9 protein-coding genes and 1 tRNA gene are annotated in these 13,257 nt (G+C 60.7%); 4 read left to right on the top strand and 6 right to left on the bottom strand.

Annotated elements, in window-relative coordinates; all coding sequences use genetic code 11:
• Positions 1–86: 86 nt before the first annotated feature.
• The 6 genes from AC22G6_RS19820 to tig all read right to left on the bottom strand — a co-directional run bounded on the left by AC22G6_RS19820 (position 87) and on the right by tig (position 6,414).
• Positions 87–162, bottom strand: a tRNA-Val gene (locus AC22G6_RS19820).
• 42 nt (positions 163–204) lie between these two features.
• Entirely contained in the window at positions 205–477 is a 273-nt protein-coding gene (locus AC22G6_RS19815) for an HU family DNA-binding protein (RefSeq protein WP_108977412.1), read from the bottom strand.
• A gap of 198 nt (positions 478–675) precedes the next feature.
• The gene (gene lon, locus AC22G6_RS19810) at positions 676–3,090 is read right to left on the bottom strand and encodes an endopeptidase La (RefSeq protein ID WP_108948778.1); all 2,415 of its coding nucleotides are present in this window, start codon (positions 3,088–3,090) and stop codon (positions 676–678) included.
• 76 nt (positions 3,091–3,166) lie between these two features.
• On the bottom strand, positions 3,167–4,435 hold the full coding sequence (clpX, locus tag AC22G6_RS19805) for an ATP-dependent Clp protease ATP-binding subunit ClpX (RefSeq protein WP_487368191.1): 1,269 nt from the start codon (positions 4,433–4,435) through the stop codon (positions 3,167–3,169).
• A gap of 16 nt (positions 4,436–4,451) precedes the next feature.
• On the bottom strand, positions 4,452–5,090 hold the full coding sequence (gene clpP, locus AC22G6_RS19800; RefSeq protein WP_108948780.1) for an ATP-dependent Clp endopeptidase proteolytic subunit ClpP: 639 nt from the start codon (positions 5,088–5,090) through the stop codon (positions 4,452–4,454).
• 19 nt (positions 5,091–5,109) lie between these two features.
• Positions 5,110–6,414 (bottom strand): trigger factor, encoded by a 1,305-nt coding sequence (tig, locus tag AC22G6_RS19795; RefSeq protein ID WP_487368190.1) that lies wholly within the window; start codon positions 6,412–6,414, stop codon positions 5,110–5,112.
• 333 nt (positions 6,415–6,747) lie between these two features.
• Between tig and AC22G6_RS19790 the strand changes: the two genes are divergently transcribed.
• From AC22G6_RS19790 to AC22G6_RS19775, 4 genes are all read left to right on the top strand, one after another.
• Complete coding sequence (locus AC22G6_RS19790; protein ID WP_487368189.1) at positions 6,748–8,670, top strand: PrkA family serine protein kinase; 1,923 nt, start codon at positions 6,748–6,750, stop codon at positions 8,668–8,670.
• 80 nt (positions 8,671–8,750) lie between these two features.
• The gene (locus tag AC22G6_RS19785; RefSeq protein ID WP_487368188.1) at positions 8,751–10,019 is read left to right on the top strand and encodes a YeaH/YhbH family protein; all 1,269 of its coding nucleotides are present in this window, start codon (positions 8,751–8,753) and stop codon (positions 10,017–10,019) included.
• A complete protein-coding gene (locus tag AC22G6_RS19780; RefSeq protein WP_487368187.1) occupies positions 10,016–11,545 on the top strand; it encodes a SpoVR family protein in 1,530 nt (509 codons plus the stop codon). The genes AC22G6_RS19785 and AC22G6_RS19780 overlap by 4 nt, the downstream gene beginning before the upstream one ends.
• Positions 11,546–11,737: 192 nt before the next feature.
• On the top strand, positions 11,738–13,246 hold the full coding sequence (locus AC22G6_RS19775; RefSeq protein ID WP_487368186.1) for an NAD(P)H-hydrate dehydratase: 1,509 nt from the start codon (positions 11,738–11,740) through the stop codon (positions 13,244–13,246).
• The last annotated feature ends 11 nt before the right edge of the window (positions 13,247–13,257 follow it).

Genomic DNA, 13,257 nt, shown 5'->3' with positions numbered 1-13,257 from the left:
TGAAACAAGCCATCCATCCAGACCTGGCCGAACATTCCAGAAAAGAAAAAGTCAGCTGCAAGCAGCTGACTTTCCCTGAAATCTTCTGGTGGGTGCTGACGGGGTCGAACCGCCGACATTCGCCTTGTAAGGGCGACGCTCTACCAACTGAGCTAAGCACCCGCACTGGAGACAGCGAAGGTGCTGTCTGCTCAGTGAAGTCCGCTAGTTTACCGAATCTTTCAAACCTTTTCCAGCCCTAAATTTAGGAACTTTTGCTGCCTTGATCTTGATGTTCTTACCGGTGCGAGGATTTCGGCCAGTCCGTGCAGCACGATCTCCCACATAGAAGGTTCCGAAACCGACGAGGGTAACGGTATCTTCCTGCTTGAGTGCCTGCTTTACGGAATCGATTGTTGCGTCGAGCGCCTTGCCTGCCGCAGCCTTGGAAATATCGGCATTCTTGGCAATTGCGTCGATCAGTTCGGATTTGTTCACTTCTAGCCCCCTTCTGGTGTGGAACGCGATAGAAATAACCTGGCCAAACCCAGAGAAGCCGTGTCTTCCGGCGCCCTCTCTGTCGTCCTGCATAATCTGAGGTCTTTATAGCGTGTGCGATTCCACAGTGTCAAGGCGCACTGCAGCGTGCTTTCGCAGCTATCAGTGCGCCTTGAGGGGGTGCAGCAGAACAGAAGATCAGTGTGCTCGCAGACCCTTCGTCGATGCCGGCGTCTCGTCTGCCGGCTTTACGGCAGTCGGGGGCGTGTCCGGAAGCGGCGTCGGATTGCGCTCGAGGGCAAGTTCAAGAACCTGATCAATCCATTTCACCGGAATGATCTCGATCGCATTCTTGATGTTGTCCGGAATCTCGACCAGATCCTTGACGTTCTCTTCAGGAATCAGCGCCCGGCCGATACCGCCGCGGACGGCTGCAAGGAGCTTTTCCTTCAGACCGCCAATCGGAAGCACTTCGCCCCGCAGGGTGATCTCGCCCGTCATGGCAACGTCACAACAGACCGGAATTCCCGTGAGCACCGAGACCAGCGCCGTGGTGATCGCACTGCCAGCCGATGGCCCATCCTTGGGGATGGCGCCTTCCGGCAGGTGGATATGGATGTCGCTCTTCTGATAGAAGTCGTCTTCAATACCCAGCGAACGGGCGCGCTTACGCACGACCGACAGCGCAGCCTGAATGGACTCCTGCATGACTTCGCCGAGCTTGCCGGTCGTCATCACCTTGCCCTTGCCAGGCAGCACGACCGCTTCGACGGTCAGCAACTCGCCGCCGACTTCAGTCCATGCGAGGCCCGTCACCTGACCCACCTGATTCTGCTTCTCGGCGATCCCGAAGCTGTACTTGCGCACGCCAAGGTACTTGTCGAGGTTCTTTGCATTCACCACGATCTTGCTGCTGCGCGAGCGCAGCACCAGTGCCTTAACGACCTTGCGGCAGATCTTGGAGATCTCGCGCTCCATGCTGCGCACGCCGGCTTCGCGGGTGTAATAGCGGCACACGTCGCGCAGCGCCTCTTCGGTCACCGACAGCTCTTCAGCCTTGAGACCGTTGTTCTTCATCTGCTTCGGCAGCAGATAGCGCAGGGCAATGTTCACCTTTTCGTCTTCGGTGTAACCGGAGAGGCGAATCACTTCCATGCGGTCGAGCAACGGCGCGGGAATGTTGAGCGTATTGGCAGTCGCCACGAACATCACGTCCGACAGATCGAAATCGACCTCGACGTAGTGATCCTGGAAGGTGTGGTTCTGTTCCGGATCCAGCACCTCAAGCAACGCCGACGACGGGTCGCCACGAAAGTCCATGCCCAGCTTATCGACTTCATCGAGCAGGAACAGCGGGTTCTTTACCCCGACCTTGTTCATGTTCTGCAGGATCTTGCCCGGCATCGAACCGATGTAGGTGCGACGGTGACCACGGATCTCGGCCTCATCGCGCACGCCGCCGAGCGCCATGCGCACGAACTTGCGATTGGTCGCTTTCGCGATCGACTGCCCGAGCGAGGTCTTGCCCACACCCGGAGGACCGACCAGGCACAGGATCGGCGCCTTGACCTTGTCCACGCGCTGTTGCACGGCAAGATACTCAAGGATGCGTTCCTTCACGCGCTCAAGACCATAGTGATCACGGTCGAGCACCTTTTCGGCTTCTCCGAGGTCCTTGCTGACACGCGACTTCTTCTTCCATGGCAGGCCAATCATGATGTCGATGTAGTTGCGCACCACGGTGGCTTCTGCAGACATCGGCGACATCAGGCGCAGCTTCTTGAACTCTGCCTGGGCCTTTGCAAGCGCCTCCTTGGGCATGCCGGCGGCCTTGATCTTCTTGTCCATCTCCTCGAGATCGGCACCTTCCTCGCCTTCCCCGAGTTCCTTCTGAATCGCCTTGACCTGCTCGTTCAGGTAATACTCGCGCTGACTCTTCTCCATCTGGCGCTTGACGCGACCGCGGATGCGCTTTTCCACCTGGAGGATATCGAGCTCGGTTTCGAGCTGTGACAGCAGCTTGTCGAGCCGCTCGTTGACGTCGAACATCTCCAGCACTTCCTGCTTCTGCTCGAGCTTGAGCGGCAGGTGTGCGGCAATGGTGTCAGCCAGGCGGCCCGGCTCGTCGATACCGGCCAGAGACGTAAGAATCTCGGGCGGAATCTTCTTGTTCAGTTTCACGTACTGGTCGAACTGGGCAATGATTGCCCGGCGCATGGCCTCGACTTCAGTATTGTCGACCTCGGACAGCGGCACCGGGGTGGCCTTGGCCACGAACAAATGACGCAGATCGTCCACAGAGTCGATGCGCGCGCGCTGCAGCCCTTCCACCAGCACCTTGATAGTGCCGTCGGGCAGCTTGAGCATTTGAAGGATATTGGCGACGCAGCCGATATCGTAGAGGTCTTCGATCGAGGGCTCGTCCTTCGCGGCCGATTTCTGGGCGACGAGCAGAATGCTCTTGCCCGCCTCCATCGCGTTCTCGAGCGCCTTGATCGATTTCGGACGCCCCACGAAGAGCGGGATGACCATGTGCGGAAACACCACTACGTCGCGCAGCGGCAGTAGCGGCAGTTCCATTTGCTCGTTGGGGAGGTCAGCAGGACCCGACATTTATATATTCCTTCCGAAAAGGGTCACACCCATATGTGGGCGCGACCCGGGAATTCAAGTGGCGGGTTGTTGGGCGTCAGTTCGAGCCGGAAACCTTTTGCTGATCAGCATAGATCAGCAGTGGCTTGGCGCCCTCCTCGATCGTGCCCTCGTCGATGACGACCTTGCTGACACCCTCAAGCGTGGGCAGGTCGTACATGATGTCGAGCAACGCCGCCTCGAGAATGGAGCGAAGACCACGAGCACCCGTCTTGCGCCGGATTGCCTTGCGCGCCACGGCATGCAAGGCTGCAGAACGAATCTCGAGCTCGACGCCTTCCATCGAAAACAGCTTCTGGTATTGCTTGACCAGCGCATTCTTCGGTTCGACTAGGATTTTGATCAGCGCTTCTTCGTCAAGTTCCTGCAAGGTCGCAACCACCGGCAGACGACCGATGAGCTCGGGGATCAGACCAAACTTGATCAGATCCTCGGGTTCGACCTGGCGGAAAGTCTCGGTGACGCTTCTGGATTCGTTGCTCTTGACCTCTGCACCGAAGCCAATCCCGACCTTCTCGGTACGATTGCGGATGACCTTGTCCAGCCCATCGAACGCGCCGCCACAGATGAACAGCACGTTGGTCGTATCGACCTGGACGAAGTCCTGGTTCGGATGCTTGCGCCCGCCCTGGGGGGGAATCGATGCGACCGTCCCTTCCACCAGCTTCAGCAGCGCCTGCTGCACGCCCTCGCCCGAGACGTCACGGGTGATGGACGGGTTGTCCGACTTGCGCGAAATCTTGTCGATCTCGTCGATATAGACGATACCCTGCTGCGCCTTGTCGACGTCGTAGTCACACTTCTGCAGCAGCTTCTGAATGATGTTCTCGACGTCCTCGCCGACATAGCCGGCTTCCGTCAGGGTGGTGGCATCAGCCATCACGAAGGGGACGTTGAGCAGCCGCGCGAGGGTCTGCGCGAGCAGCGTCTTGCCTGAACCCGTGGGGCCGATGAGCAGGATGTTGCTCTTGGAGAGCTCAACCTCGTCCTTGCTGTCGCTCAGGTGACGCAGGCGCTTGTAGTGGTTGTACACCGCCACCGACAGGTTGCGCTTGGCCTTGGACTGGCCAATCACGTACTGATCAAGGATGTCGCAGATTTCCTGCGGCGTGGGCAATGAGCCCTTGACGTTCTCGCCGCCGGCATCGCCCGCGATCTCTTCGCGGATGATGTCGTTGCACAACTCGATGCATTCGTCGCAAATGAAGACGGATGGACCGGCGATCAGCTTGCGCACTTCGTGCTGACTTTTGCCACAAAACGAGCAGTACAGCAGCTTTTCGCCGCCCGTCTTCTTTTCCGACATGATCTGTTCTCCTGGTTCAGGTATCGGCGCGGCTGGTGAGCACCTTGTCTACGAGGCCATATTCGACGGCTTTCGTCGCCGACATGAAATTGTCGCGATCCGTGTCCTTCTCGATCTGCTCAAGCGGCTGCCCCGTGTGCTTGGAGAGCATCTCGTTTAGACGCGCCCGCAGGAACAGGATCTCGCGTGCATGGATCTCGATATCCGAGGCCTGGCCCTGAAATCCACCCAGCGGCTGATGGATCATCACGCGCGAATTGGGCAGCGTGAAGCGCTTGCCCTTTTCGCCTGCAGCAAGCAGGAACGCGCCCATGCTGGCGGCCTGCCCGATGCACAGCGTGCTGACGTTCGGCTTGATGAACTGCATGGTGTCGTAAATCGCCATGCCGGCCGTCACCGAACCGCCGGGGGAGTTGATATAAAAATAGATGTCCTTGTCCGGATTTTCCGACTCAAGGAAAAGCAGCTGAGCAACGATCACGTTGGCCGTCGTGTCATTGACCGGACCGACGAGGAACACCACCCGCTCCTTCAGAAGGCGCGAATAGATGTCATAGGCGCGTTCGCCGCGCCCACTCTGCTCGACAACCATTGGAACCAGGCCAAGACCCATCGGGTTCCATTCACTGCTGTGCTGGGGTGTTCCGTTCATCATTACTCGCTCTCTCGCGACCTCAGGCCGCGTTGCCCATCAATTCATCAAAAGCGACCGGCTTGTCGGTGGTCTGGGCCTGCGAAGCCACCCAAGCCACGACGTTGTCCTCGATCACCACGGCTTCAGCTTGTGCCAGACGATCCGGCTGTGCGTAATACCAGCGTACCAGCTCAGACGGATCTTCGTAACTCTCGGCCATCTCTTCAACCAGCGCGCGCACCTGCTCAGGCTTGGCGTGCAGTTCCTTGGCCTTGACCAGCTCGGCCATGATCAGCCCGAGCTTGACGCGACGCACGGCCTGGTCTGCGAACCATGCGGGCTCGACCGGAATGTCCTTGGTCTGCATGCCACGCGCTTCGAGGTCACGCTTGGCGTTCTCGGCCAGCTGGCTCGACTCGGCCTCGACCAGTGCCTTGGGCACGTCAATCGGGGTCACTTCGATCAGGGCGTTCATGACCTGTTCCTTGACCTTGGCCTGGATGCGACGCTTCACTTCGCGGGTCAGGTTGGTACGGACTTCGTCACGCAGCTTGCTGACATCGCCATCGGCAACACCCAGCGCCTTGGCGAAGTCGCTGTCGACCGCCGGCAGCACCGGTGCTTCAACCTTCTTCACCGTAACTTCGAACTGAACGGTCTGACCGGCCAGATGCTTGGCGTGGTAGTCCTCAGGGAAGGTCATGTCGAAAGTCTTGGCTTCACCCGACTTCAGACCGGTAACAGCCGTTTCGAAATCCTTCAGCATCGAACCTGCGCCGATGACGAAGGGGAAGTCCTCAGCCTGGCCGCCGTCGAACAGCTCACCATCCTTGCGACCGGCAAAATCGATCACCACGCGATCACCTTCGGCAGCGGCGCGATCGGCCAGCTCGAAGGAAGTGCGCTGCTTGCGCAGCACGTCGATGGTCTTGTCGACTTCGGCGTCGCCTACTTCCAGAGCGGGACGCTCGATCGTCTGCGTGCTCAGGTCGCCCGAAACCACTTCCGGATAAACCTCGAACACGGCGCTGAACTCGAGCACTTCAGCGCTCGACGCTTCCTTGGGCTCGATACGGGGGTAACCGGCCACACGCAGATTCTGCTCACGCACGGCGTTGCCGAACGCTTTTTCAACGGCAGCACCAATGGCTTCGGAGCGCGCTTGCGGCTCGTAAGTCTGGGCAACAATCTTCATCGGCACCTTGCCCGGGCGGAAACCAGGCATTTTTACGGTGCGAGCCATCTTCTTCAGGCGCGCTTCGACTTCCTTATTGATCTCCGCCATGGCGACGGACATATCGATACGGCGCTCCAGCGAGCTCGGGGTTTCCTGGTTGGTCTGCATTCAATCAATCCTGAGAAGTCAAAAATACCGCCGGCCAAGCATTCCGCCCTGAGTGTTTTCCCACAATCAGGTGCACGATGTGGCCGACTTGTTCCAAACAATCGGCGATTCTAGCACACGGCCCGGGCCTTCCTTCCAGCGCCTCTAAAGGGTCAGAATGCACTTGGAACAGTGAAAAAATGCACGCTCACAGGCGGAACTCGCAGGCTACCGTAACCTCTCAGGTTATGAGCATGGTGCAGCAACATGTCTGCGAAAGCAGGATCAGTGCCAAGAAGCAATCGACGGAATTGAGTCGGGTCAACGCGACCCAATCGACAAGGAGACGTCCCGATGAGCATCTTCAACGCTTACCAAGCCCGATTCGAAGCGGCCCGCGAAGACGAAATGTCGATCCAGGAGTATCTGGAGTTATGCGGTAAGGACCGTGCCGCATACGCTACCGCAGCAGAACGCATGCTGATGGCAATCGGGGAGCCGGAGTTGGTGGACACCCGGCTGGATCCGCGCCTGTCGCGCATCTTTTCGAACAAGGTCCTGAAGCTCTACCCTGCGTTCCGCGACTTCTACGGCATGGAAGAGGTCATCGAACATATCGTGTCGTATTTCCGACATGCGGCCCAGGGGCTGGAGGAGAAGAAACAGATCCTCTATCTGCTCGGCCCGGTCGGCGGCGGCAAGTCCTCTCTTGCTGAAAAGCTCAAGACCCTGATCGAACACGTTCCCTTCTATGCGATCAAGGGGTCGCCGGTAAATGAATCCCCTCTCGGGCTGTTCAACGTTGAGGAAGACGGTCACATCCTTGAGGACGACTACAGCATCCCCCGGCGCTACCTCGGCACCATCATGAGCCCGTGGGCGGTCAAGCGCCTGCATGAATACGGCGGCGACATCACCAGGTTCCGGGTGGTCAAGCTCACGCCCTCGGTGCTGCGCCAGGTCGCAGTCGCCAAGACCGAACCTGGCGACGAGAACAACCAGGACATCTCCTCGCTGGTCGGCAAGATCGATATCCGCAAACTGGAGCAGTATTCGCAGGACGACCCGGATGCGTACAGCTACTCCGGCGGTCTGTGTCTCGCCAACCGCGGCATGCTCGAGTTCGTCGAGATGTTCAAGGCGCCGATCAAGGTGCTCCACCCCCTCCTCACCGCTACGCAGGAAGGCAACTACAAGGGTACGGAGGGCTTCGGTGCGATTCCCTTCGACGGCATCGTGATGGCGCACTCGAACGAGTCCGAATGGACAGCGTTCAAGAACAACAAGAACAACGAGGCCTTCCTCGACCGTATCTATACCGTCAAGGTGCCCTACTGCCTGCGCCTGTCGGACGAGATCCGCATTTACGAGAAGCTGCTGGCGAACAGCTCCCTGTGGGAAGCGCCCTGCGCCCCCGACACCCTGAAGATGCTCGCCCAGTTCTCCGTGCTGTCCCGCCTCAAGGAGCCGGAAAACTCCAGCATCTATTCCAAGATGCGGGTCTATGACGGCGAAAACCTCAAGGACACCGACCCCAAGGCCAAGAGCTTCCAGGAGTACCGCGACTACGCCGGCGTCGACGAAGGCATGACCGGGCTGTCCACACGCTTCGCGTTCAAGGTGCTGTCCCGGGTGTTCAACTTCGACCACCGCGAGGTGGCGGCGAACCCGGTGCACCTGATGTATGTCCTCGAGCAGCAGATCGAGCAGGAGCAGTACCCCCCGGAAAACGAGTCCCGTTACCTCGGCTTCATCAAGGAGTTTCTTGCACCGCGCTACGCCGAGTTCATCGGCAAGGAGATCCAGACCGCCTACCTCGAAAGCTACTCCGAGTACGGGCAGAACATTTTCGATCGCTATGTGATCTACGCCGACTTCTGGATCCAGGATCAGGAATTCCGCGATCCGAACACCGGCGAGATCCTTGACCGCTCGGCGCTCAACGAGGAACTCGAAAAGATCGAGAAGCCGGCGGGCATCAGCAACCCGAAGGACTTCCGCAACGAGGTGGTCAACTTCGTGCTCCGCGCCCGTGCGAAGAACGAAGGCGCCAACCCGAGCTGGACCTCCTACGAGAAACTGCGCGCAGTCATCGAGAAGAAGATGTTCTCCAACACCGAGGACCTGCTGCCGGTCATCAGCTTCAACGCCAAGGCCAGTGCCGATGAGCAGAAGAAGCACCAGAACTTCGTCAATCGCATGATCGAAAAGGGCTATACCGAGAAACAGGTGCGCCTGCTATGCGAGTGGTATCTGCGCGTACGGAAGTCGTCCTGAACGCCTGAACGCACCATTGCGAACCACGCCGCCGGCACTCACCGGCAGCGGGTTTGTCATGGGCCACCACGGAGGAAGGCATGGTCCGCATCATCGATCGGCGCTTCGACAGCAAGAAAAAGAGTGCGGTTAATCGCCAGCGTTTCGTCCGCCGCTTCAAGCAGCAGATTCGGCGCGCAGTATCCGACGCAATAGATGGCCGCTCCATTCGCGACCTGGATAACGGCGAAAGCGTTTCCATCCCGACCAAGGATCTGTCCGAACCTCATTTCCAGAATGGAAAGGGCGGGATCTGGGAGCAGGTATTCCCCGGTAACGACCAGTTTTCCAGCGGAGACCAGATCAGGCGCCCACAGGGCGGCGCTGGCGGCTCGGGCGGTGGCGGCAAGGCCGGGAACGACGGTGAGAGCGAAGACGATTTCGTCTTCCAGCTCTCGCGCGACGAATTTCTCGACATTTTCTTCGACGACCTCGCGCTCCCCAACCTGGTTCGCACCCAGCTCGCCCGGGTCACCGACTTCAAGTCACAGCGCGCCGGTTTTACATCGAGCGGGGTGCCGGCCAACATCAACATCGTGCGCTCCATGCGCGGCGCGCTGGGACGTCGCCTGGCGCTGAGCTCGCCCTATCGGGCGCGTTATCGCGAACTGCAGCAGGAGCTCGACGAGACCATCGCCGAGCAGGGAGAGGACAGCGATCGCGTGCGCGAATTGCGCGAGGAGCTCGGCAAACTGCGGGCGCGCATCGATGCGATTCCCTTCATCGACAGCTTCGATCTGCGATACAACAACCGCATCAGGATTCCGCAACCCACGACCCAGGCGGTCATGTTCTGCGTGATGGACGTGTCGGGGTCGATGGACGAGGAAAAGAAAGCCACGGCAAAGCGCTTCTTCATGCTGCTCTACCTCTTCCTCAATCGAACGTACGAGCACATCGAGGTGGTCTTCATCCGGCACCACACCATTGCCAAGGAAACCGACGAGGACGAGTTCTTCCACTCACGTGAATCCGGCGGCACGGTGGTGTCGAGCGCGCTCGAACTGATGCGCGACATCATTCGCGAGCGCTACGCCGGCGGTCAGTGGAACATCTATGGCGCCCAGGCATCGGACGGCGACAACTGGGACAACGATTCGCCCATCTGCCGCAAGATTCTCGACGACGAGATCCTGCCGTGGTGTCAGTACTTCGCCTACATCGAGATCACCCCGGGCGAGCCCCAGAACCTGTGGCGCGAGTACGAAAAGCTGCACGCCAGCAGCAAGAACTTCGCCATGCAGCGCATCGAGTCGCCGGCGGACATCTATCCGGTTTTCCGCGAACTTTTCAAGAAGAGCCTCGCATGAAACCTGCCCTCAAGAAACGCATCCCCCTGCCCGCAGGTTCGGAATGGAGCTTCGAGAGCATCGAGCGCTACCACACCGAAATCGCCCGCGTCGCAAAGGACTATGGCCTGGATACCTATCCGGTGCAGATCGAAGTCATCACCGCCGAGCAGATGATGGACGCCTACGCCTCGGTCGGCATGCCGGTCAATTATCACCACTGGTCGTTCGGCAAGCAGTTCCTGAGCACCGAGAAAGGGTACCGTCGCGGCCAGATGGGCCTGGCCTACGAAATCGTCATCAACTCCAACCCCTGCATCGCCTACCTGATGGAGGAGAACACCCTGCCGATGCAGGGGCTGGTGATTGCCCACGCCGCGTACGGGCACAACAGCTTCTTCAAGGGCAACTACCTGTTCCGCACCTGGACCAATGCGGACGCGATCATCGACTACCTGATCTTTGCGCGGAACTACATCGCCCAGTGTGAAGAGCGCCACGGCGTGGAAGACGTGGAACTGTTGCTCGACTCCTGCCACGCGCTCATGAATCTGGGGGTCGACCGCTACAAGCGCCCGCCCAAGCTTTCGATGGCAAAGGAAAAGCTGCGTCAGGACGAGCGCGAGGAATACCTGCAGACCCAGGTCAACGACCTGTGGCGCACGCTGCCGGCCCACGACGTGCGCAGCGACGGCCGCAAGGAACGCCGCTTCCCGGAAGAGCCCGAAGAGAACCTGCTCTACTTCATCGAGAAGAACGCGCCCCTGCTCGAACCCTGGCAGCGCGAGGTCGTGCGCATCGTGCGCAAGATTGCGCAGTACTTCTTCCCCCAGCGCCAGACGCAGGTCATGAACGAGGGCTGGGCAACCTACTGGCACTACACCCTGCTCAACACGCTGTACGACGAAGGCCTGCTTGCCGACAGCTTTATGCTCGAGTTCCTGCAGTCGCACACCAATGTCGTCTATCAGCCACCGTATAACGTCCGCTGGTACAACGGCATCAACCCCTACGCGCTCGGCTTCGCCATGTGGACCGACATCCGTCGCATCTGCGAACACCCCACCGACGAGGACCGCCAGTGGTTTCCCGACATTGCGGGAAGCGACTGGCGGGAGACCTTCGACTTCGCGATGCGCAACTTCAAGGACGAAAGTTTCGTTGCGCAATATCTGTCGCCAAAGGTCATGCGCGACTTCCGCATGTTTGCGATCTTCGACGACGAACGGGAGGACAAGCTCAAGGTTTCTGCCATCCACGACGACGCGGGCTTCCGCCACGTGCGCGAAATCCTGTCAGAGCACTACAACCTTGGCAGCCGCGAGCCCAACATCCAGGTCTGGAATGTCGACCTGCGTGGCGACCGCTCGCTCACCCTGCGCCACCAGCGCTGGCAGGGCCGGCCGCTGGCCGAGAACGCGGAGGAGGTCGTGAAGCATATCGCCCGCCTGTGGGGCTTCACCGTGCGGCTCGAGTCTGCCAACGACGCAGGCGAAGTCGAACTCCTGCACGAAACCCGGCTGGAAAAGCGCAAGGCCGGCAACTAGACCCGCCCTCGCGGAGCACCAGCGTCCGCCCCATGTCGTTGCAACGAGCGCCTTTCCTTGCGCGCCGCAGCGGGCGTTCGTGCCTGATCCGGGGCAGACAGGACGCCCGGCGACCGGCGTGACGCAACAAAATGAGCGCACACCGAAGCTGCCGCCCTTAGAATCGGGGGTCACTTTGCAGAAAGCCCGAACATGTTCACTTCCGCACAACCCATCTACCCTGTCTCCGCCATCCGGGAGATCGAGCGCAAGCTGATCCCGAGCGCTCGTCCGCCGCTCATGGAGCGGGCTGGCCGCGCCGCAGCGGAAGATGCCGTGCGCCTGATCATGGACCGCCCCGGCGCCATCCTGATTGCCTGCGGCCCGGGCAACAACGGCGGCGACGGCTTCGTGATGGCGCGCCAGTTGCGGCAGGCCGGACGCGAAGTGATCGTCGCTTTCGCCAACCAGCCGGGCTCCCTGCCGCCCGAAGCCGCCAAGGCGCATGCCGATTTCATGCTGGCGGGCGGCAGCACGGTCTCCGACCTGCCCTCGGCACCGGCCAACGGCTGGGCACTGGTGGTCGATGCAATTTTCGGCATCGGCCTCAAGCGTCCGCCCGAAGGCCGCTTCGCGACATGGATCAACACCCTCAACGCACAACGTGTGCCGCGCATGGCGCTCGACGTCCCCAGCGGGCTCGATGCCGACACCGGCCGTCCGCTCGGCCCCTGCTTTCGTGCAACCCACACCACGACCTTCATCGCGCTCAAGCCCGGCCTGCTGACCCTGGACGGGCCCGACCACTGCGGCGAAATCTCGGTTCAGCGCATCGAGATCGACGCGCCGGCCTGGGTGCCGACCATGGGTTTCCATATCCGCACCAGCCTGTTCCGCGACCGCCTGACCCCGCGTCCGCGCAACACCCACAAGGGCCTGTATGGCGACGCCGGCGTGCTGGGTGGCGCCAATGGCATGGCGGGCGCGGCGCTGCTTGCCGGGCGTGCTGCGCTGATGCTCGGTGCCGGGCGGGTCTTCGTCGGTCTGCTCGACCCGGGCGCACCCACGGTAGATACCAGCCATCCCGAACTGATGCTGCGCGGTGCAGCCGCCCTGCCCGACCATCTCACTGCGCTCGCCGCCGGCCCCGGTCTGGGCACGGACACCGATGCGCGCAAACTGCTGAGCGCAGCGATCGAATCCGACTGCCCCCTGCTGCTCGACGCCGATGCGCTCAATATCGTGTCCGGTGACGAGACGCTGGGCAAGACCCTGAGCGAGCGCGACGGCATCACCCTGCTCACGCCACACCCGGCAGAAGGTGCCCGCCTGCTCGGCATCACGACCCAGGAGGTCCAGCACGATCGACTCGCGGCCGCGCTTGCACTGGCGCGCAAGTACAGGTCGCTGGTCGTGCTCAAGGGCGCCGGCAGCATCATTGCCACCCCGGACGGGCGCTGGTTCATCAACAACACCGGGCATCCCGGCATGGCCACGGCGGGCATGGGCGACGTCCTCAGCGGGCTTGCCCTGAGTCTGCTGGCCCAGGGCTGGCCAGCCGAACCCGCGCTGATTGCGTCGGTACACCTCCACGGCGCAGCCGCCGACCGCCTGGCACGTGAAGGTGTCGGCCCGGTCGGACTGACCGCAAGCGAGGTCATCGACGCTGCACGAGGCGTCTTCAACGGATGGATGGTCGAAGCCGCACGCGAACGCCACTGAGCGACCGCCCC

Source organism: Parazoarcus sp. PS-13 R2A, assembly GCF_057621855.1.
This window is presented reverse-complemented; position numbering and strand designations above follow the sequence as displayed.

Coding starts and splice junctions, on each gene's coding strand:
- lon (WP_108948778.1), bottom strand. CDS start 3,090: ATGTCGGGTCCTGCTGACCTCCCCAACGAGCAAATGGAACTGCCGCTA.
- clpX (WP_487368191.1), bottom strand. CDS start 4,435: ATGTCGGAAAAGAAGACGGGCGGCGAAAAGCTGCTGTACTGCTCGTTT.
- clpP (WP_108948780.1), bottom strand. CDS start 5,090: ATGATGAACGGAACACCCCAGCACAGCAGTGAATGGAACCCGATGGGT.
- tig (WP_487368190.1), bottom strand. CDS start 6,414: ATGCAGACCAACCAGGAAACCCCGAGCTCGCTGGAGCGCCGTATCGAT.
- AC22G6_RS19790 (WP_487368189.1), top strand. CDS start 6,748: ATGAGCATCTTCAACGCTTACCAAGCCCGATTCGAAGCGGCCCGCGAA.
- AC22G6_RS19785 (WP_487368188.1), top strand. CDS start 8,751: ATGGTCCGCATCATCGATCGGCGCTTCGACAGCAAGAAAAAGAGTGCG.
- AC22G6_RS19780 (WP_487368187.1), top strand. CDS start 10,016: ATGAAACCTGCCCTCAAGAAACGCATCCCCCTGCCCGCAGGTTCGGAA.
- AC22G6_RS19775 (WP_487368186.1), top strand. CDS start 11,738: ATGTTCACTTCCGCACAACCCATCTACCCTGTCTCCGCCATCCGGGAG.